The organism is Enterococcus sp. BWT-B8, assembly GCF_020567625.1.
Classification (GTDB): Bacteria; Bacillota; Bacilli; order Lactobacillales; family Enterococcaceae; genus Enterococcus_L.
In genome coordinates, this window is sequence record NZ_JAJDJV010000003.1 from 192650 (window position 1) to 213153 (window position 20504).

Below are 20504 nucleotides of genomic sequence, written 5' to 3' on the forward strand. Positions count from 1 at the left end.
TTTCGCCTCCATACGCAATCACTTACTTTGTTCTTGTCTCTTTTTTAGAAAGCCGTCAAGTCATTCAAAGGTAATAAACGCATGCGAACAACCCCTATCACCTGCTCCTTGTCAATCAGTCCATAATCTCGACTGTCATACCCATATTCTCTGTTGTCTCCTAAAACCAAATAACAATTCTTGGGGATGACCGCTTCCCGGCTGATATCATACTGATCAAAATCAGCCGTGTACTGTCCCCCATTTTTTTGGGCTTCATTGATTTCATCAATGATAAATTTCTCATCCACTACCTCACCATTCACATAAAGAAAATCCTCTGAATACTTGATCTGTTCTTCCGGCAAACCAATAATTCGGCGAACCTGCTGCGTCTCTCCCCGACGAAACAGTACCAGATCAAACCGGTTAACTGCTTTCGTCTTTTGAACCAGAACCGTATGATTATCCTGTAATGTCGGCATCATGCTGTAGCCGGAAACTTTGGTGATTTTAACAAATAACGAACTGACAAACAGGAAAAGAAGCACCGCAGCTAGGAATGCCGCCCACAGCGCCCCTGCCCCTGTTCTCATACGGTGTAACAGGGGTCGCTTTTTACGCAAGACTCTTTTGGGGGCACTTTTACTCTCCCGTGGCTTCTTTTTCCTCGTTGAAGCCGGTCGTTTCGTCAATGTCTTTTGATTAGAAGACACATTGGTTACCGGTTTCGAACGCTTCTTTTGACCGATCACTGCAACAGCCTTTTTCTGTGGTCTGCTGTTTGCTTTTCCTGAACGGCTTTGGCTGGCAGAAGCAAGTGCCGGTCGTTTTCTTTTCTTCTTGGCGGACGAGTGCTTCCCGACTTCCCCTTTTTTATTGCTTGGGGTGTTTTGAGGGGAGGAGGGTCTTCGTTGATGAGGCGAATTCTTTTGCTTTAATTCTCGACTCATTCATCCTCACTGGCTCCTTCTTCCTCAAGCTCGGACTGGTTCACCTTGTAATACTCAAAAGCAGTTGTCTCATAGGTGATCGTCTTCTCAATGTCTGCCAAAAACTCTTCCGCCAATTCACCATTCCCGTAAAAATTTCCGCTCATCATTGTTGCATTCATCCCTAGCTCAGACAAGGAGGCATAGTACCGGTTTAGAGCCGATTGCCCCTCCGGTGTATTCACAGTACTGGCCTTCTTGGTAGAATAAGCCGCCAAGGTGGTCGCCAAATAGCGAATGTTCTGCTGTGAAGCTACCTCTGTCTCTTCCTGCTGGGCAGCTTTCGTCAATTCTGCTTTGAAATCTCTAAGTAAATAATACGAGCGAACAATTAACGCAGAATCACCAGAAGACAAATTAATCGACTGATAATAACTGGCATAGCCTGCGCCGCCTCCACAAGCAACAGCCGATATTAATAGAACAATGACGAAAAGCAGCGCCCGTTTGCGTCGTTGTTTCAGCTTTGCGATGGCAGCCGTCCATCTTCTTCGCTTTTTCTTATTCTTAGGCGGTCGTTTCGGCAATCGTTTTAACTTCTGACTTTGAAAAAAGATCTGAGCTAAAAAGTAAAGGGTCAGCAGCAGGAAAATAATCGCTCCAGCCACAGCTCCCATAATAATCCAAGCAAGTATTGTCATTTTCAGTACTCCTACTCTTCTTTAACGTCTTTTCTTCTTGAGTGTTCCAGTATGACTATTCTTTGACGGTTGTTTTTTCTGCGTACCTTTTGCGGTCTGCATATCTCGTTGTTTCTTTTTGCGGAAAAGAGTAATCAATCCAAAGATCACCACAACTGCTGCGACAAAGCCGCCCACAATGAGTGCAATCAGCTGCCAGTTGATTCCTGTTTCCTGCGTCAGACCGACATCCCGCTCATTGTATTTCTGTGCTTCATCCTCTGTAATCTCAAAGTCTTCCGTCCATTCCCAGCGCTGTTCCCCAGAAGTGGCCAGAACATGAGTCGTGTAAGAGCCGGCTTCCATTCGCTCCCCATTCATACTAACCGGAAACTCCATAAAGGAGTTTGGCGCCATTCGCATAGAGGTCTTTTTCGCTTCATACAAAACGGTATTGCTGTCCTTTTTCATCACCTGTGCTTCCACGGTCAAATCATTTAAATACGCCGCAATCACATTAGAAAAATTAATGTACACAGAGTTGCGATAGTTTAACTGTCCTCCATAGGCACGGTTAAACTGAAGATCAGGGACAAGCTCTGTGTCACTCTCTTGTAATAGAATGGACACCACATAGGCATACTGATTGACAACCTTAGACCCTCCGCTAGAGTCTGCGTCCTCTGTCTGCCCCGCCTTCATCATTTGCAGGCCACCGGCAATGACTCCTTCAAAGCTGGTTTCAGGCATCTTAACAGTAAGCGTCACTTGCTTTGTCTCACCGGCTGCCAATTCCACCGATTCAGGACCCGTTACCAAGTCCTCAAAAGCGAAAGCCAATGATGCATCATTTTCAATGTCACGATTGGCATATTCAATAACCCCTGTTTTATTGGTTTTGGCGCCATTCAATGCCAGATTGACAGTGATTGCTTCTGAGCCTGGATTACTAAGAATAACAGCGAGGCTCTGTTCCTGACCAGGGGTCATCATTAGCTGATAATAGCCCAGATTCGGGTTTAGTTGATTTTCCGGAAATTCAAGACTATAAGTAAAGCCCCCTATAGAAGAAGATTCCCCTTCTGCCTCTGCTCCCCAAGCAGTTATGTTCGTTGCTGTCACTGTGAAACTCAGCAGAAAGAAACTGATGAACACCTTAAAAAAATTATTTACATTCTTTTTCTGAAAGTCTTTCCTCATTATAATTAACCTCATCATTTTTATTTATAGTGAAAACAAGAGATGTGTTCTATGTATATACATTGATTGAAAAAGCAAGCTGGTAAATAATTACCAGCTTACCCCAATAAAACATAAAACTAATGGTTCTTTATTATGCAGTAGCACCCATTGTCCAAGTAACTGTGGCAGTATATGTTCCTACAGTCATTGCAGATGCAACACTTAAAGGAATATCCAATTGAACAGCATCTTCAGCTGTTCCAGGAGTACCTGCTTCAGAAGTCGCGCTTTGACCAAATTCCAATGTCCATAGACCGCTTCCTTCGCCTTCTCCTGCAGAAACAAATGTTTGTGCACCTTCTTCTGTGCTCAATACAACGGATGCCGGAACTGCTGCTGCAATTGTTCCTGTTCCTGATGTTGCCAATAGTGGGTTTGTGTATGTGATTGATGCGCCATTAAGCGTTGTTGTATCGTTTGTAAATTGGCTTGTCAATTCACCGGTAATTGTATACCCAGTATACGAACCAGTCACATCACCAAATGATACGATATTCCCACGTGTTTCACCTGTTTCTTCGCCCTCCTCATCAATTAAGGCGATAGATCTAGCATTTACAGAAGTTGTCCCAACTTCAACACTGCCAAATTTTAGATTAGAAACTGCAATAATCCCTTTGCTTTCAATATCCGGGTTTGGTATTATCCCTGGTGTTTCCGGATCGATTCCAGGTCCCTCTGGATTTTCCGGGTCAATAATGCTGCCTGGATCTTCCGGGTCAATAATACCGCCGCTTACAGTTACAGTACCTTCTGATCCTAGAGATTTTTCGTCAGCACTTGCTGCTGCTGCTCCGATTGTTGCTGCTCCGATTGTTGCTACTAACGCTACTGCACATAATTTTCTTAATTTCATTTTTTGTTCCTCCTAGATTTTGTGATATATATATACAAATGGAATGATTCCAATTTGCCGAATGTTAAGTGCTGCTTTATTCTGTTGGTGCAGCTTCCAAACTCCACGTTAATGTGGTGGTATATTGAACCGGATAAATATTAATCGTTTCCGGTACACTTAGTGATACCGCTGAATTACTGTAGCTGGGCTTGTTGAAGAGTGGATCAATCATGGCATTGCCATTTTTATCCGTCAACGCAGTCAGAGTGTTTTCCTGATTCGAAGTATTTTCACCCGATGCGCCAAAGGCAATCGTCCAAACCCCTTTCCCTTGACCGCTTCCAGCAACTGCCACGGTATACGCTGTGTTCATTTCATTGATAATTAAAGTATCTCGACTAACCGTTGGTATCTGACTGTTTCCATCTGAATTTGCCCAGCCATTGCCAAAAGACAAGACCGCTCCCTTTAAGCTCTGATCTTCAAGTGTTTGAATGATTGAGCTGGTAAATGGTGTATCCTGTGACAAGGTTAACGACCAGCCGGAGGGTTCCGAACGAAAATCACTCACTTGGATATAATACCCGCGAGCAACTGTATCACTGTAAAACAGCTGGGCCAATGAATCATACGTTCGATTAGTCTCTGTGATTTCAGCGGCCGCAAAATTCAGACTGGAAACAAAGTCAATTCTGAGATCACCGGTGGTGGATGATCCTTCACCGGGATCGACTTCGTTCCCCGGCTTTTCCGGATCAACAGGCAGACTGATGTCCTTTCCTTCCACGTTTACAGAACCTCTGCCGTCCAGACTGGAGGCGCAGGCCTGTTCTCCAACAGCTGCCGTCATACCGGCGAAAAGAAGCAGAGCAAGCGAACACTTGAAATAAGTAATAAGTTTCATAGCTCCTCCTTCTTTCTCCGACGGAAGAGGAAGAAGGAGATCAACGCCGCGATTAAACCTGCTCCCATCAGGCTGTACTTTTGTACGATTTCACCTGTGCTGGGAAGGGTTCCTCCTCCTTGTGGTTTTGTTACTGTTGCTGCACGGCTGCTGGAAGTTTGTGCTGGTTCAGCGGTCGATGGTTCTGGTAGTGATGATTCAATAGTCCCCTCATAAAATGTAATTTGTCCTTTAGTCTTGACTTGCCCTCCGGCACCCATTGTTGCCGATGCAGTTGGCGAAAACCCAGCTATACCAACCAGGAACAGGGCAAGACTCAGGAGGAAAGCTTTTCTTATAGTCATTTTTTCCTTCCCTTCTACGGTTGTTCAGCCATGATTGTCCAAGTCACTACACCAGAATAGGTGCCGATACTTGATACCGTGGTTTTGGTTGGGTCTGCAACTAATTTCAATCCAGGATCTGCTGACGTATCGCCCCATGTGCCAGTGACATCAAAGGTACCGCCAGAGGCATTGGTATAAATAGGCTGATTGCCGGAATCCAATGTTAGAGAGATTTCCTCTCCTGCACTGTCCACATACCAAAGCGCTTCGTTCATTACAGAACCTGTTTCATCATTTTTCATGTTTGTAGTTAATGCGGCATACAATGTCCAGCCAGCGGCTTGATTGGCACGAGTATCTGTAACCACCAAATCACCATCCGTACTTGGATTGTCTACTCGCTGCACCTTCGCATTGTACGTGATGCTGCCAAAGTCAACGGTTGACGGGGCTGATTTTAGAAACAGCTGCCCTGTGACTTTATAGGTCACTGTCTGTGCAGTCTCTGTAATAGAGAAATTGGTTTCATTCTCCGGTCGCATACTGATCTCATACCCTGCTGTTTCCAGCGCTGTCAGCTGATCCTGAACTGCTTGGAACTCACTGCCGGTTAAGTCAATCACATCCCCCACATTTAAAGCAGTATCAATGGTTTGACCTTCCCCAATTGTCAAAGTATATCCAGGCATCATCTGGTTTTCCTCATTAACAAACGCCACTGTTAAAACTGATTCTTCAATATCAACTGCATTTCCTGAACTTACTCGGGCATAGTCCTGTAAGCCTGTCGTGCCAATAGTTGAAGTATTCAGCTCTTCTTCATTACTAGTGGATACCAACGTACTAAAATTAGGCCCACTAAATTGAAAGTCTAGAGTATTAAAACTCAAGTATGGATCACCGTCTAAATCGGATCTACTTTTCCAAAGAGCCAAATCACTATTGATACCAGTCAGTTGTGAATTAGTACCTGTAGAAAATACTCGTCCACCACCTTGACTATCGTTCCGAAAATCAAAAAATGACGGGCTATCAAGTATCACGGTCATATATCCAAATTCGAAAATGCCAGAGTACTCTGTAGCTGTATTTCCTCGTGCTTCAAAAGAACCATAGTTAGATACCTCTATTTCCACATTAAGAGAATTGTGCGCATGCAGATAACTAACTGCGGCACCATTTTCTGAATAAATTTTTATCTCACTATCTGGGTCCTTTACAATGAGACCACAGCGCACATCAGTAGCAACTTGGTTAATTACTACACCTGCATTCCCAAAAGCATCTCTTGGACCACCCTGTCCTTTATTGTAAACAGATAATTTCCCTCCTGATTCAACAGTCACAATACCAGGCTCATTGAAATATATTCCTGCATTCATATTCACTGTACCCGCCATACTCTTACTGGTTTTATGAATATCTACAACAGAATTGGTTTGGATGTTTAAAGCACCACCCTTAATGCTTAGTAAAACTGCATTAAAACTGTTCCAAGGGTCACCATTGTTAGCATCATCTTGGTGAAGTTTGAGGTAAGAATGATTTTTTATTGTTGTATCCTTGGAAGTATACGTCAACATAGGTGTAATGATTTCAGAATTATCTATAGCTAATGTCTCACCTACAGCTAACCATATATGCCCAGTAGGAGTATGGATTTTGCTATCTTTAATTAGTGCATTCCCATTGTCTAGTATGACCTCCCTAAGCCCAGCAACGTGTAGTGCCATTGATTGCTGTTCAGCGGTTTTAATTATAAGCTCACTAGCAACAATAGAAATGTCTGAATCAGCTCCACTGATTTCCAATCCTTTTTTCTTACCAGATGTAATGTTGATATCAAATATTGAATTGTCGCTAATATCTAGATATGGTGATGGACCGGATACACGAATCGCAGCAGCATTATTGCCCCTGTCATATTCACTTGCAACATTAATAGTTATCCCAGATTCATTTGATAGCTTCAAAGTTGGATTATTACCCTTAACCAGAATATTCGTATTACTCCCTGTTGAATCAATATTGATCTTACTCTTATTTTCTAACAAAAGGGCAGGATCACTACCCACCAAGTTTATTTCTCCAAATTCTAGAGAAATACTTATATCTGTATCTATTGTTATTTCACTATTGTTCAATTTCATCTCAGGAGCAGTACCTCCCATGGTAATTCCTTGACAAGAAACTAATTTCATATCAAGGATGCTATTAGTTAATAGAAACTGCGAATCATCTCCTGTTAAAAAAATACCACTATCTTTAATATGGCTACTTGTACTTTTAACTATTATATTACTATCTTGAGCAATTATTTTTGGCTCTTTACCGTTCAAATAAATTGATGTCACTGTAGAATCTATAGACATATTTCCATCATCAACTTGTATTTCTGGTCCTTCACCATTTAAAGAGATTCCTAGTTTATTATTTGTACTGGATATTACTAAACTTCCTCCTGATAAGACAGAAACTTTTGGTTTTGCTCCAACTAATGCGATAGCACTCTTCATTCCTGCAGCACTATTCGTTCCTGCAGAATTTATCGTCAAAAAAGCATCATTTTGTATTAATATCTCTGAATCATCCCCACGCAAATCAATTACATTCTCTGGGCCTGATGCTGTAATTGATACAAATGCACCTTCCTCAATTATCACTTTTGGAGAAGCTATCGTTGCATCAGATGAGAAGAATATTGTGCTATCTCGATTAATAACAACTTCTGCATTATTTGAAACGAATATTTCCTTTGACTCAATGAATGTCGTTGATGATGGTTGCGTAAAGTTAGAAACTCCTCCAGTGAATCGAACCACTCCTTGAGGAAGACTAGCTAATTGCTTACCATACCAACCCGCTTCTTGAATATCTTCCAATTCAAGTGTCCAGTTTTCGCTATCTTCTACAGAAGACAATACCCACAGAAACATTCCATTTTTGGTAATCGTTGCATTTTCCATACGAAAAACAGAAGGTTCTGTTACTTCTTCTAGCTGAAAAAAGAAGTCATTATTTGTAAAATCCAATGTGTGGTCATTCCCTAGAATTAGTAATGAACGATTTATCGCCATTTTACTTGCTGAACTTCCAACTAAATTCTCTTGTACTGAAATAATTGAAACCTCAGACCTGCTCACAGCCTCTTTAAACTCATCCATCGTTGAAACCATTGCCATCTCCCCAGTAAATAGGTTGCTTTCTTCATCAGCTTGGACATGTTCTATAGCTGTTCGTTCCATAGAAATTGGTACTTTTGATTCGATTGGTATTGGAGAAAATCCGCTGTTTTCAGCTTCAATTGGCGTTTCTGCTCCATATATATATCCTATCGCCAGCACAAACGTTACTACGCCTAATAGTCTAGTGATTTTTTTCATATTTCCCCCATAAGACTAATGATTCTTTATTATGCAGTAGCACCCATTGTCCAAGTAACTGTTGCAGTATAGGTTCCTACAGTCATTGCAGATGCAACACTTAAAGGAATATCCAATTGAACAGCGTCTTCAGCTGTTCCGGGAGTACCTGCTTCAGAAGTTGCGCTTTGACCAAATTCCAATGTCCATAGACCGCTTCCTTCGCCTTCTCCTGCAGAAACAAATGTTTGTGCACCTTCTTCTGTGCTCAATACAACGGATGCCGGAACTGCTGCTGCAATTGTTCCTGTTCCTGATGTTGCCAATAGTGGGTTTGTGTATGTGATTGATGCGCCATCAAGTGTTGTTGTGCCGTTTGTAAATTGGCTTGTCAATTCACCGGTAATTGTATACCCTGTGTAGTTACCAGTCACATCACCAAAGGATACGATGTTACCACGTGTTTCACCCGTTTCTACACCGTCCTCATCAATTAAGGCGATAGATTTAGCATTTACAGAGGTTGTCCCAACTTCAACACTGCCAAAATTTAGATTAGAAACTGCAATAATCCCTTTGCTTTCAATATCCGGGTTTGGTATTACCTCTGGTGTTTCCGGATCGATTCCAGGTCCTTCTGGATTTTCCGGGTCAATGATGCTGCCTGGATCTTCCGGGTCAATGATACCGCCGCTTACAGTTACAGTACCTTCTGATCCTAGAGATCTTTCGTCAGCACTTGCTGCTGCTGATCCGATTGTTGCTGCTCCGATTGTTGCCACTAAAGCAATTGCACATAATTTTCTTAATTTCATTTTTGTTCCTCCTAGATTTTGTGTGATATATATACAAATGGAATGACTCCAATTTGCCGAATGTTAAGCGCTGCTTTATTCTGTTGGTGCAGCTTCCAAACTCTATGTTAATGTGGTGGTATATTGAACCGGATAAATGTTAATTGTTTCCGGCACGCTCAATGATAGCGTCACCATTATACTAGCTGTATTTCCAGCTCCAACTGACGTTTTTCCATCCTATACAAAGTGCAACACTTCGCGATGTTCTTCAAAGTGTTTTGTTCAATAGCTATTCTTATTCTTTTAGACTCAACATGTAGCCTTGTGAACGTACAGTAAGTATAATCTCTGGTTTTACTGCATCTGCCTCAATTTTTTCCCGTAAACGAAAAACTAAATTAGCTACTCGATGCTTCTCGTTATTAGCCACTTGATGCTTCTCGTCATTGAATCCTTCATTCCAAATTAATTTGAATAACTCTTTATAAGTGACTGTGTTGTTCTTACGTTCGTAAAGCAGCTCAATTGTTTTGTATTCCAAGCGTGTTAAAAGAATCTCTCTTTCTCCGTTAATTTTTACACTCTGATTTCTAGGAATTAACTGAATCTTTTTCGTGGCTGCCGTAGTTTCCTCACTCAATGTCGAATAGTCTATTCCATAAACTCGACTTACTTTATGTTTATTCAGATTATTGGCGATAAACAATTGCAGTTCCCCTGATTCATAATCTTCAGACATCGTACCTAGAGCACCCAACTGTAAATAAATACTTCGCATGGACTTCTGCAGATTGGGAGAAAATATCCACACAAGTGCATTTGGTTTCTTTTTTAATTTTAATAAAATACTGCATGTACGAGCCATATCCTTTACGGCATCTTCACAAATAATCAGACCATCGCATTCAGACTCTCTTTTTTCAAAGTCCTCTATCGTCAAGGAAACCACATTGATATCATTCTTTTTTAGCTCTTCTGAATAGGATTCTTCAAGTTTGATTGATAAACTAATAACACCTACATTCATAATTGATTCCTCCTTTTCCTTTTTTTGAATTTAATACAATAGATATTTAAAGTATATATACTATTTTTCCACAAAAAATATCCGCGAAAATAAATTGGACAAAATGAAAAAGAACAACGAAAACACTTGATTTTATGGGGGGTTTATAATGAAAAAACTTATGTTTAATCTATAGACCAACAAATAAACCGCTGACGAACTAATACAACTAATTTAATAGTACAGACTAAAAACCCTATTTATAATAAACAAAAAAATATTTTTTATCATCTCCAAGACTATAAAACACTCTTTTAGATAGAAAAATATATTATTTCCAATCAAAAAAATATATATACCCAAATATACTATTCTGTTCTTTTTATTTTTTATTTTTATATTAAATTCATTTTAAAACAACAAATATTGAAAGTCTATATATATTTTTTTCATTTTTTTAACAAAAAAAGAGTTTCTGTGAGAATAAAATAGATAGAATGAGAAAAAACAAAGAAATATTTTTATAGAAATTTCATAATAAAAAATATTTTTAACCTACAGACCAGTGAAGCAGTAACATAATTGGCTTCATACTTGTGGATAACAACTCAAAAATATATCCTTTTGAGAAACGGATTTTTTGATTTTTTATTAGAAATGTCTGCATAATAAACACTGTCTTATACTTGGCATATCATTTTTTGACGTACCTCCTAATACCTTGCTGCATTCCGTATACTGATTTTTGTATCTGAGGGAGCTTCCTGCACACTCTAAGTCTTCTTCCTTGCTGAGCTTCATTCCTCTTTTTCAATCCCAAATACCCCTATCTGGGATTGAATTATTTCTTTATCCTAGATAGGGGTAGAATATTATGTTGTCTGTTACTCTTTTTACTTATTATTTTATATAACATCTCTTTTTGGTGTTGGCTTATATTGATCCCAGAAATTCTCTTCTACTACATGAAATCATCAGATAGACAAGCGGCAATTAAATAGACAGAAAAATAAGGTGTAGACAATGAAAGAACATACACTGGAAGGATTAAGCAACGTAAAATCGTAAATAGCAGACATTTACAAAGTTAAAAAATAGCTCTGTCTACTTATTAAACTTCTTACTACCTAATTTCATATGAAATTGAGGATCTTTCGGTATAGACGGATCTATTCCTCGAAGAACTGGAATCTTAGCACACATTAATTGCAATGGTATTATAAAGTTAAAGGTTAGCATTTCTTTATTATTCACAGTTGGTAAGACTAGATCCGCATTCTCTGATTCATAATTAGTAAATAAGTATATTGTTTTGCTCCAACCAGATAATATTCTTTTCATTTCATCTGATCGGGACTCATTACCAATGTCTAAAATGAAAACAGTTGATTCATTATCAATGGCATTATAAATCCCATGAATGAATTCTTCAAATTCATACCCTGTAACTGGACAACGCATAGTTTCCAGCAGCTTCAATGCACTTTCCAAGATATCTCCATATAATGAAGCCGGTCCAGTGATACGGATATCTCTAATTTCTTTTAATGAATCCTTGTGATTCTCAATCCATATTTCAGATGTATCAAAAACAGCACGAAAATGTTTTATTGCTTCTCTTACTTCAGTAATTTCCCTATTGAAAATTTCTTCTGAGACAGTCCTCTTCTCTAAACCAATGTACAAAGCGAACAATAATAAATTCAATTTAGTACAATAGAACCCTTTAGTTTTAGCCCCTGCCAACTCCTCGCCACAAGAAACAGTTAAAACATAATCCGCTACTTCATCGATAAAGGCTTCATCTACACCTGCCATGGAAGCCGTCATACAGCCATGATGTTTAGCCAGCTTCATTGTGTTATAGGTTGAGTAACTGCTTCCCCCTTGAGAAATTCCAACAACTAAAGTTTGTTCATTGTCTGCTAAAAAAGTCGTATCTGTAATTTCAAATGGATACATTGCACAAACATCCATTTTTAGTAAAGCTCGCATTTTTTGACTCATTTGCAAACCTGAATGATAGCTTGTGCCTGATCCAGTAATGATGACTCGTTTAATACGGGCTTTCTTTACTTCTGAGAATAATTCCCGAGCATTCTCAATGATAGCTTCCATTCTATCAGGTGTTTCCAGCATGTAGCTTTCAATTGTTGCCATTTATCTATTCTCCTTTTTTATAAAATTCCAATAGCGTGCATCAAAATTCCAAAAACGATGACTCCAATAGTCAACCAGGTAACACTAACCTTTTTAATCAAACTATAAATCACAAAGGTAAAGATCAGCGGAAGCATATTAGGTAAAATCTGATCCAAAATATCCTGAACAACAATTTCAGCTCCACTGATTTTTAATTCTAATGGTGTAGATATCGATAACATAGTCGCTACCATACCGCCTACAACTGATAATCCAATAATGGTTGCTATGGACATGATCTTATCCATCAGCCCTTCTTTTTGAAGGCGTTCCAGTGAGCTGACTCCAACCTGATACCCTAGTTTCAGACCAAAAATTCGAACAAGAAAATTTGGGAAATTGTAAATCAAAAGGAATAGTATCGGTCCAAAAACACTACCGTCTTTCGCAATTGAAACACCAATACCGGCAGCAATAATTCGCAAAGTTCCCCAAAAAATTGAATCTCCAATTCCAGCTAATGGCCCCATTAATGACGCCTTAACAGCATTGATAGATTGCTCATCAAAATTAGCATTGTCACAATTTTCTTCTTCCATCGCTGTGGTAATTCCCATGATGGCTGGAACCACGGCTGGCGTGGTATTAAAAATTTCAAGGTGCCTAATTAGTGCCTCTGATTGATCTTTTTTCTCGCCGTATAAGCGCCTAATTACTGGAATCATAGAATAGCAATAACCAATATTTTGCATTCGCTCATAGTTAAATGCGCCCTGTAAGGCAAATGAACGCCAGAAAACACTACGAAGCTCTTTGTTTGTTACCTTAGTCAAAGTCAATCTCTCCCTCCGTTAAGTTATCCTGAGTCAAATCAGATGTTTCTTTTTCCGGTTCGATATAAAAATGCAAGATAAATGCTAAACAGACCGCAAACAAAGCAATTGCAGTAATATTCAAGCCGCCATATGCGGCAGCCAAGAAACTGATGAAAAAGAATGGTGCCATTTTCTTTGAAAAGAGCATATCCATCAACAAAGCGAAACCAATTGCCGGTAATAGGGCACCAGCGATACTCATTCCATCTAAGATAACCTCAGGAACTGCGTTTATGAGATTAGTAACTTGGTCCGCACCCAAAAGAATTGCTAAAAAAGTTGGTAAAAAAGTACTTAAGAAAAACAGACAGACCGGAATCCATATAGAAATAGCCAATCCTCTATAATCTGCTTCTTTAGCATACGTATCTGCTTTGTGGGCAAAATAAGTATTGACAATCCTTACCGCAACACCTAAAGACTGTGCTAACACAGCTATTGGGACTGCCAACGCCAACGCTACTTCAACACCGCTTCCAGAAAGAATAGCGAATGCTGTTCCCAATATGCCTCCAGTTACTACATCAGGTGGTGTTGCAGCACCAATCCCCGCAATCCCCATCCAAATTAATTCTAGTTGAGCACCGATAATAATTCCTTGTGTTACATCTCCTAAAACCAGCCCAACAAAAAAGCCAGTCACTAGTGGTCGATCAAACATCATTTGTCCAAAAATTCGTCCATCCAAAATTCCGACCCCTGCTATCAGCCCCAGCATTAATGCTTGTGCTACCATTTACTTTCTCCTTTCTTATAAATCAAAATCCTCCAATGTTTTACGTTTGTCTCTTGGCAGCATTCGAAATTCAACTTCCACTCCAGATGCATGAATCGCTTTCAGATTTTCAACATCTTCTTCATTAACCGCCACTAAGTCCGTCAGCTTCCGTTTGCCTTCGTAATAGCGTAAACCGCCAATATTAATTCCTTTGATGACATTACCAGTATTTTCGATCAACTTGCGGGCATCAACTGTATTTTTTACTAAAACTAAGACATTGCTCTTTTTTGAGTGACTGAATTTTTCGATAATTTCACCAGATTCCTCAATACTGCGAATATACAAGTTTACATTGCTCGGCTTTGCCAAATTTAATGCCATGGCCTTCATCTGGTCATTCTTGGCTTCATCATTTACAACTAAAATAGTGTTAATCCCTAATGATGAGGTCCAACCAAAAGCAACCTGTCCGTGAATCAGCCGGTCATCAATCCTCAATAATGATACTGTCACTCTCAACGCCTCCTTTATTTTCGATACATGCATTCACATGTAAAATTCCTTTTTTGGCTTCCTCCAAACTATTGTTGATTCGTTCTTTTATTGGGCCTTCTGACAAGAACAGATTCAATAACATTGGTAAATTTACTCCAGTAACCAATTGAAAATCATATCCCTCTAATAAAAATTCCGCAAAAAGATTTGCGACGCTGCCGCCAAACATATCCGCTAAAACAATTAACGGTTCCTCCTCTATCCCTTTTAAATATTGTTTTACTTCCTGAAAAGCATCTTCAGAAGATTTCGACTTTGTCATGCAGAAATAATCAATCGTTATATCTTCCCCGATAATTAGTTGGACACTGTCAATGATTCCTTTTGAAAACTCACCATGTGTCGCAATTAAATATTTCAAGTAAATCCCTCCTTCACTTCTATTACAAAGCAAAAAGCGTGCCATTAATTGGCACGCTACGGATTATAAAGGATATTGTGTATATATCCGATCTCTGTGAGAGGAACTGTCACACTATATATCTTCTCCAGCACACTAAACACTTCCTGAATCACTTGAATTTCCTTTTGATGCTCATAAGAGAATTTCTCCAAATCAGGAAAGTCCATAATTTCAGAATGACGAATCAAACGTTCCACCATACAACTAATATGCACGTACATAGCAACTTTGCGAGCATTGGACAATTCCAAAAACAAGCGCGTTTCCAGTTGTCGAATACAGCCTTCCACGAGTTCCAGAATTTTCTTAGTATCCAGAATAGTCAAATAATCAATCACTCGAATTAAAGAGAAGTTTTTCACCAGACGATTATTAATTTCTAGAATATCTTCCTCAGCCAAGGTCCGTTGGAAAATTTCTGCGATTTCACTAGCAACTTCACCGGAAATAATGGTTTCTAGAAAGACAAAATTTGCTTTTGGTACTTGTGGATCATCAGTGCCTATAATTGCTAAAATCTCATACTTGGCAATTACAGCCGAACTGATGCCGTTCTCCTTAAGCTCATGAAATTCAGTTGGGATAATTTCAATATCCACTATACCCTTTAAACAGTGATACAATAGCTTTTGAATTTGCACAGCTGTCCCAATTCCAGTAAAGCAGGTAGTAATAATTGCTTTCTGTTTACTGCGTTGCGGTTGAAAGAGCTGAACGTTCGGTGCAGCAACCTCTTTCATCCGATCTGCAATCTCCGACAGCTCCTTGCCTTGCTGAATTAGATTGCCGATTTCCAAAGCCAGCAAGGTTCCCAGCTGATCAATAAACAGAATCGGAATTTCAATATCTTGCTTCAACTGATCATAAATCATGTTCAAAGAACCCATATCAATTAAAATTATTAATCCACGATTAACCAAATTTTCTTCTATGTATAAACGAACTTTTTCACTAATGTCACTCAAGGCAGCCTCAATCGGCATGTCAATGGAAGAAAATGTTGCATTACCCAGCATTCGATTGCAAACATTGGCAATACTACTAGCAGTCGCATATCCGTGAGCCAAAATAAGGGCATTCAAATCAGCTTGTTGTTCGGCTTGTTCTAGAGTTGATAAAAAAAGGACAAACATACAACGATCTACCTCATTAAAAGTTAAATCGAGCCTCTTATCTACTTCTGGTAATAGTTTATTTATTGCACCTCTCTCTAATTGATAGTTCTCAGTAACCAATTGTTTTAAACCCTCAGGTAAAGTTAACTGATCAGTTTCTCCCTTTAATACATACCGATAAATATAATGAGAGAAAAACAGTACAAAATTTCCATCATAGCGAAATTTTGTTTGGTAATCTAGTTCCCTAAAAATCTCTTGCATTGTCGTTGAAATGAATTTTTCCAATGACATATGGTTAGCATAGTTATCCTGGTACACTAGCTCATCCATAAATTGTGTCACCTGTTGTGACCATTGCTTTTTCAATTCATAAAAAGTTTCTTCACCAGTATCATAACGTTCATATAGCAGTACCACTTGAGAAATAAAACTGGTCAGTTCTTTAGCTCGACTGGAAACCGGCCTCCTTTCATGAGAACCGGAAAAAATAAGATTAGATCCTTCAAAGGTCGACCATTGCTCTTGTTTGGTATTACGAGCATAGATTTTTTGAGGTAAGTCCCGAAACTGAATTTTCACCTGAGTCTGTTCATTACGAGCAATGGCACTACCACAGGAGTATTTGATCGTATTCTCAATTTCTCCAATATTTCCTTCATAGTGTGTCTGCATTAAAATATTCATTACTCGTGGTGTAACCTCAATCGGTTGGTTCAGCTTGCGACTTTCTTTATCAAATAAGTACTCAAGCATTTGACGCTTTTCCATAACTCCCCGTTCCTCCATATTTGGAACGTATATATGAATCGGAATTCTTCTTAAAAACGTTTGCAAAAATCCCTGTAATTTTTCTGTCGTTGCAAACGCTAAACGCACCTTAGCTTTATACGGTTTTATGTCACCAATTCGTGTAAACCTTCCTTTATCCATAAAAGTAAAAAGCTTCTCTTGCCCTTCAGCATTTAAACGATGGACTTCATCTAAAAAAAGTAATCCTTGATCGGCTTCCTCCAACAATCCAGTATGGTTCTCATAAGCTCCGGTAAAAGCTCCTTTTGTGTAACCAAATAAAAATCCCGACAATAATTCTGGATTATTGTAATATTGTGCACAGTTCAACACTTTAAAAGGAGCATCAAATGGTAGTATGCCAGCTTTAATCATATATTCATACATTACTTGTACAAAATAGCTTTTCCCAACTCCCGTATCTCCTGCCAGCATGATTGGCAATCCATTCCCGGGATAATAGACAGCTGTTCGTAATTGTTCCAATGCTTCAGATAAGCTTTTATCCCAACCAATCATTTGTTCAAAAACTCGTTCAGCTGGCACCTTTTTTATCAATTCGGCGATTTCCTGCACTCGTTCATATTCCTTATTCAAATTTAATTTAAAGTGCTGCTCAAATGTCTCTTTGGCTAAAAACAAAACCGGCCTTGTATTCACTTTAACCAACAACCCATTTTCAACAAGTCGGTTAGCTGCTCGGCTAGCTTGTGTTCTGCTTACCTTCAACAATTTCTCAATCTCAGGTGTGTCAAAGAAAAATCGGTCTAACTGGTCTAATTGCAGATTCGTGCACTTTGCATCTGCTAGTTCTAGAATTGCTTCTTCCAATGTTGACATTTTTATCACCTCTGTATCCATTTTAGTGAAATCTGGAGCGAAAAATAATCTGTTGTTCACTTAGAAATCCGATCGTTTGCCTATTTTATTTACGACTATAGTTAATCATGATCCGTTCTTGCCGCAGGAATTTCTCGATACAAAGACATAGCTTCATTATTTGCCAATTCCTCAGCTAGTCCTTTAGTACCCTTTCTTTTTTCAAAATCCAATTGAATCTCTTCCAGTGTTCATTCCATTCTCTCACCCTTATGTTTTCTTTTTGTAGTAAACCATTAGTCCCCCTGGAATCTTCACACCGTAATTTTTCTTCTGTTGATCTAAATAATTCCAATGAATAGTCTCAGCTGCACTGCTTGCTTGAACCTTTGAAATAGCAATCTTCTTCACTAGCTCCTCAGCCTCTCCTTCAGAAGAACAAGCATGTTCATCAATAATATTGGTTCCATGCTGCACAATAACTATCCATAGAGCTCTATTTGCTTCTTCTTCAGTTTTACTAGTCAGATACTCCATTCCTTGTCTAGTAATAACATATGTACCTCTATCTTTTTTTTCTGATTTCAACAGATCAACAGTTCCAACAAGAAATTTTTTTGGATACTTATTGTACTGCTGCTGCACATAGCTCCTTTCTTTCCCCCATCGTTCACTGGCCTGGCTAAAGGTCATTAGACCCAGTTCTCGAATATCTTGCATCCCTAACTCCGTTCTGACGTTTCATACATCTTTTGTTGTAAGACTATATTATACATCTTTTGAAGTATAGAGCAATAGATTTTATTCATTTATGGTATACCTTGTGCTGGCACTCCATGATGCTTGCGATATAATGTTTTCATTGTAAACGATACGTGTAAAATAAATATGTAAAAGTTTAGGTGAATAAAATGAAAGTTGGCTATATTCGAGTTTCAACCATAAAACAGAATTTGGATCGACAATTATCTCTGATGCAAAATACCGGTGGGGAATAGGCGGGGATTTGGGTGAGGATTCAAAAAAAGAGGTTGTGACAAACACACATGAGGGCTAACACCTCACCAAACAGAATGAAAATAAAAAATCATCGACCTACACGCTATTTCCTGTCATACTAAAAAGGAACACTATTCATAAAATGAATAGCTGTGAATTGATACCTCCCTGGAGCTGCTCATATTTTCAGTATTGTTCGACTTATTTCCGAGATGCAACACTAGTTTGAAATGAATACAATTGACTTAAACACTAACCAAATCGGATAAATAATTTTAAACTATTCAAATTAGTCCCAGGAGGCGAACACATTAAAAAATGGCTTTCTATTAATGAACCTTATTTCAAAATGGAATGGAACACTAAAAAAGCTCATCGATCAAAGATTTTATAAAAATATGGAAACTCCAGTCAAAAATTGGTTATAATTAGATACAAGATACGATAAAATCGAACGTAAGCTCGAAATATTAGGAGGATAACTATTGAAAGTTAGGAGGTTTCTTATAGCTAAAGGATGATTACTCTGTCTCTCCACCATTTCCTAAGAAGTGGAGCCTCAAGGTTTATACTCAATGGTCTCTACAGGTATTTTGTACTAAACCAACTAAAAAAACAGGAGAAGATTTCACTCTATCTTTAATTTTCGGGAAATATTCTGCCCCGCCCAATTGCCTAAAAATTTTCATACCATGGAAAAAACGCTCTTCCCACTTGGCGGCGGTTAAGAGCGTCAAAAATGAAATACATTTCATGATAGCAACTAATTATATCATGAAATGGGGTTAGTAAAAAGTGGCAACTTTATTTAGTCTGATATTTGTTCTTAGTGCTGTGTCTGTGTGGTATTTCATTAAGAAAAGACCAAACAAAAAAATTAGGAATTACTCTATTATTGCTTTAGTAATATCGTTTTTACTTGTCAATGTAACGGCTCCTAAAAGTGAGAAAGAAGCAGTTTCAGATAGTCCTAAACAAGAAGAAAAAACAAAACCAACGTCAAAAGAAAAGGAAAGCACCGAGCCCTCTTCTTCTGACAATTCTACAGCGTTACTAGAAGCAGCTCAAAAGGGTGTAGAGAACGCTGAACAAAATCCTACACGTGATAACTACAATCAAGCAGTAAGTGCATTGGAAAAAGCAGGTGGAGAGAAGTCATTAGAGGAAAGACTAATTGCTGTCAATGAGATACTCGTCAGTGCTGAAGCCCAGGCAGCCGAAGCTGCTAAATTAGCAGAGGAACAGCGAATAACAGCCGAACAGGAACGAATAGCTCAGGAGCAGGCTCAGGCTGCGACGGCTGAACAGCAAAGAATAGCCGACGAACAGGCTCAGACAGCCGCTCAGCAAGTCACAGAGCATCTTGTTTATGTTGCTCCTGAATCTGGAACAAAATACCACTATTCAAGCACTTGTCGTGGCTTAAGGAACGCAAATTCAGTTATTTCTATGCATGAATCAGAAGCTTTAGCCAATTATACATTGTGTGGGTTTGAAGATTAGCTTTCGTATCTTTCTTTCAATATGAACTAAAAATTAAACCAGCTATCCACAAGGTATGGGTAATCTTTTTAAACCCGTCGAATTCGACGGGTTTAAAATCAGGAGGTATAATCATGTCACCGAGAGAGATCATAAATACAAATGGTGTATCAGTAAATATTTTTAATGAAAAAACTTTTTTCTCAAAATCAATCATTTGTCGTCCTCCTTCCTTTTTCTATTTTTCAAAGCTGTAACAACTTCGGTTACGATGGCTAACACCATTGAAAATATAATCCCGATAAACATCATATTACTATTATTTGGTGTTCCTTTAAATTCGTTCCCCACTTTTTGAATATCAAAAATAGTAAAACCAAAGATGTTTACACTATATTCAGTTAAAGAAGAACCTTTAACATAAGTATATCCAGAGCGAATTGCCATAAAGCAAACGAAAACTCCTAAAATAATTCCTAAAATAATAGATACGATAACACGAGTCGTTGGATTGTTAAACTTCTTTTTCATTAAT

19 protein-coding genes are annotated in these 20504 nt (G+C 38.7%); 1 reads left to right on the forward strand and 18 read right to left on the reverse strand.

What is annotated here, in order from left to right:
- Window positions 1-44: 44 nt before the first annotated feature.
- From lepB to LI951_RS05365, 16 genes are all read right to left on the reverse strand, one after another.
- A complete protein-coding gene (gene lepB / locus LI951_RS05290) occupies window positions 45-932 on the reverse strand; it encodes a signal peptidase I (RefSeq protein WP_229441497.1) in 888 nt (295 codons plus the stop codon).
- On the reverse strand, window positions 929-1612 hold the full coding sequence (locus LI951_RS05295; RefSeq protein ID WP_229441498.1) for a hypothetical protein: 684 nt from the start codon (window positions 1610-1612) through the stop codon (window positions 929-931). The genes lepB and LI951_RS05295 overlap by 4 nt, the downstream gene beginning before the upstream one ends.
- Before the next feature lie 21 nt (window positions 1613-1633).
- Window positions 1634-2791 carry a DUF916 and DUF3324 domain-containing protein gene (locus LI951_RS05300; protein WP_229441499.1) on the reverse strand — a complete coding sequence of 386 codons (1158 nt, stop codon included), beginning with the start codon at window positions 2789-2791 and terminating at the stop codon, window positions 1634-1636.
- A 133-nt stretch (window positions 2792-2924) separates the two neighbouring features.
- Complete coding sequence (locus tag LI951_RS05305) at window positions 2925-3689, reverse strand: WxL domain-containing protein (RefSeq protein ID WP_229441500.1); 765 nt, start codon at window positions 3687-3689, stop codon at window positions 2925-2927.
- Between the two features lie 76 nt (window positions 3690-3765).
- Window positions 3766-4575, reverse strand: a complete 810-nt coding sequence (locus LI951_RS05310; protein ID WP_229441501.1) for a WxL domain-containing protein — start codon at window positions 4573-4575, stop codon at window positions 3766-3768.
- On the reverse strand, window positions 4572-4919 hold the full coding sequence (locus tag LI951_RS05315; RefSeq protein ID WP_229441502.1) for an LPXTG cell wall anchor domain-containing protein: 348 nt from the start codon (window positions 4917-4919) through the stop codon (window positions 4572-4574). The genes LI951_RS05310 and LI951_RS05315 overlap by 4 nt, the downstream gene beginning before the upstream one ends.
- 14 nt (window positions 4920-4933) lie before the next feature.
- Complete coding sequence (locus LI951_RS05320; protein WP_229441503.1) at window positions 4934-8284, reverse strand: pectate lyase-like adhesive domain-containing protein; 3351 nt, start codon at window positions 8282-8284, stop codon at window positions 4934-4936.
- Between the two features lie 29 nt (window positions 8285-8313).
- The gene (locus tag LI951_RS05325) at window positions 8314-9078 is read right to left on the reverse strand and encodes a WxL domain-containing protein (RefSeq protein WP_229441504.1); all 765 of its coding nucleotides are present in this window, start codon (window positions 9076-9078) and stop codon (window positions 8314-8316) included.
- Between the two features lie 277 nt (window positions 9079-9355).
- Window positions 9356-10087 (reverse strand): winged helix-turn-helix domain-containing protein, encoded by a 732-nt coding sequence (locus LI951_RS05330; RefSeq protein ID WP_229441505.1) that lies wholly within the window; start codon window positions 10085-10087, stop codon window positions 9356-9358.
- A gap of 1083 nt (window positions 10088-11170) precedes the next feature.
- Complete coding sequence (locus LI951_RS05335) at window positions 11171-12226, reverse strand: SIS domain-containing protein (protein WP_202065169.1); 1056 nt, start codon at window positions 12224-12226, stop codon at window positions 11171-11173.
- Between the two features lie 17 nt (window positions 12227-12243).
- On the reverse strand, window positions 12244-13041 hold the full coding sequence (locus LI951_RS05340; RefSeq protein WP_229441506.1) for a PTS system mannose/fructose/sorbose family transporter subunit IID: 798 nt from the start codon (window positions 13039-13041) through the stop codon (window positions 12244-12246).
- On the reverse strand, window positions 13034-13819 hold the full coding sequence (locus LI951_RS05345) for a PTS mannose/fructose/sorbose/N-acetylgalactosamine transporter subunit IIC (protein WP_229441507.1): 786 nt from the start codon (window positions 13817-13819) through the stop codon (window positions 13034-13036). The genes LI951_RS05340 and LI951_RS05345 overlap by 8 nt, the downstream gene beginning before the upstream one ends.
- Window positions 13820-13834: 15 nt before the next feature.
- Window positions 13835-14317 (reverse strand): PTS system mannose/fructose/N-acetylgalactosamine-transporter subunit IIB, encoded by a 483-nt coding sequence (locus LI951_RS05350; RefSeq protein ID WP_229441508.1) that lies wholly within the window; start codon window positions 14315-14317, stop codon window positions 13835-13837.
- Window positions 14292-14720, reverse strand: a complete 429-nt coding sequence (locus LI951_RS05355; protein WP_229441509.1) for a PTS sugar transporter subunit IIA — start codon at window positions 14718-14720, stop codon at window positions 14292-14294. Before LI951_RS05355 ends, LI951_RS05350 begins: the two co-directional genes overlap by 26 nt.
- Window positions 14721-14776: 56 nt before the next feature.
- Window positions 14777-17509 carry a sigma 54-interacting transcriptional regulator gene (locus tag LI951_RS05360; RefSeq protein WP_229441510.1) on the reverse strand — a complete coding sequence of 911 codons (2733 nt, stop codon included), beginning with the start codon at window positions 17507-17509 and terminating at the stop codon, window positions 14777-14779.
- A 249-nt stretch (window positions 17510-17758) separates the two neighbouring features.
- Window positions 17759-18208, reverse strand: a complete 450-nt coding sequence (locus LI951_RS05365; RefSeq protein WP_229441511.1) for a helix-turn-helix domain-containing protein — start codon at window positions 18206-18208, stop codon at window positions 17759-17761.
- A gap of 1074 nt (window positions 18209-19282) precedes the next feature.
- Between LI951_RS05365 and LI951_RS05370 the strand changes: the two genes are divergently transcribed.
- Window positions 19283-19990, forward strand: a complete 708-nt coding sequence (locus LI951_RS05370) for a hypothetical protein (RefSeq protein WP_229441512.1) — start codon at window positions 19283-19285, stop codon at window positions 19988-19990.
- A gap of 16 nt (window positions 19991-20006) precedes the next feature.
- Here LI951_RS05370 and LI951_RS05375 read toward each other — a convergent pair whose 3' ends face one another.
- Complete coding sequence (locus LI951_RS05375; protein WP_229441513.1) at window positions 20007-20186, reverse strand: hypothetical protein; 180 nt, start codon at window positions 20184-20186, stop codon at window positions 20007-20009.
- Window positions 20183-20504: DUF5963 family protein (locus tag LI951_RS05380; RefSeq protein WP_324254777.1), on the reverse strand; the 322-nt coding region annotated here is incomplete at its 5' end. The genes LI951_RS05375 and LI951_RS05380, both read right to left, overlap by 4 nt.

Excerpts from the sequence above, each read along its gene's own strand:
- LI951_RS05320 (WP_229441503.1), bottom strand. The coding sequence starts at position 8,284 with ATGAAAAAAATCACTAGACTATTAGGCGTAGTAACGTTTGTGCTGGCG.
- LI951_RS05305 (WP_229441500.1), bottom strand. The coding sequence starts at position 3,689 with ATGAAATTAAGAAAATTATGTGCAGTAGCGTTAGTAGCAACAATCGGA.
- LI951_RS05295 (WP_229441498.1), bottom strand. The coding sequence starts at position 1,612 with ATGACAATACTTGCTTGGATTATTATGGGAGCTGTGGCTGGAGCGATT.
- LI951_RS05360 (WP_229441510.1), bottom strand. The coding sequence starts at position 17,509 with ATGTCAACATTGGAAGAAGCAATTCTAGAACTAGCAGATGCAAAGTGC.
- LI951_RS05335 (WP_202065169.1), bottom strand. The coding sequence starts at position 12,226 with ATGGCAACAATTGAAAGCTACATGCTGGAAACACCTGATAGAATGGAA.
- LI951_RS05375 (WP_229441513.1), bottom strand. The coding sequence starts at position 20,186 with ATGATTGATTTTGAGAAAAAAGTTTTTTCATTAAAAATATTTACTGAT.
- LI951_RS05315 (WP_229441502.1), bottom strand. The coding sequence starts at position 4,919 with ATGACTATAAGAAAAGCTTTCCTCCTGAGTCTTGCCCTGTTCCTGGTT.
- LI951_RS05365 (WP_229441511.1), bottom strand. The coding sequence starts at position 18,208 with ATGCAAGATATTCGAGAACTGGGTCTAATGACCTTTAGCCAGGCCAGT.
- LI951_RS05330 (WP_229441505.1), bottom strand. The coding sequence starts at position 10,087 with ATGAATGTAGGTGTTATTAGTTTATCAATCAAACTTGAAGAATCCTAT.
- LI951_RS05310 (WP_229441501.1), bottom strand. The coding sequence starts at position 4,575 with ATGAAACTTATTACTTATTTCAAGTGTTCGCTTGCTCTGCTTCTTTTC.
- LI951_RS05345 (WP_229441507.1), bottom strand. The coding sequence starts at position 13,819 with ATGGTAGCACAAGCATTAATGCTGGGGCTGATAGCAGGGGTCGGAATT.
- LI951_RS05325 (WP_229441504.1), bottom strand. The coding sequence starts at position 9,078 with ATGAAATTAAGAAAATTATGTGCAATTGCTTTAGTGGCAACAATCGGA.
- LI951_RS05300 (WP_229441499.1), bottom strand. The coding sequence starts at position 2,791 with ATGAGGAAAGACTTTCAGAAAAAGAATGTAAATAATTTTTTTAAGGTG.
- lepB (WP_229441497.1), bottom strand. The coding sequence starts at position 932 with ATGAGTCGAGAATTAAAGCAAAAGAATTCGCCTCATCAACGAAGACCC.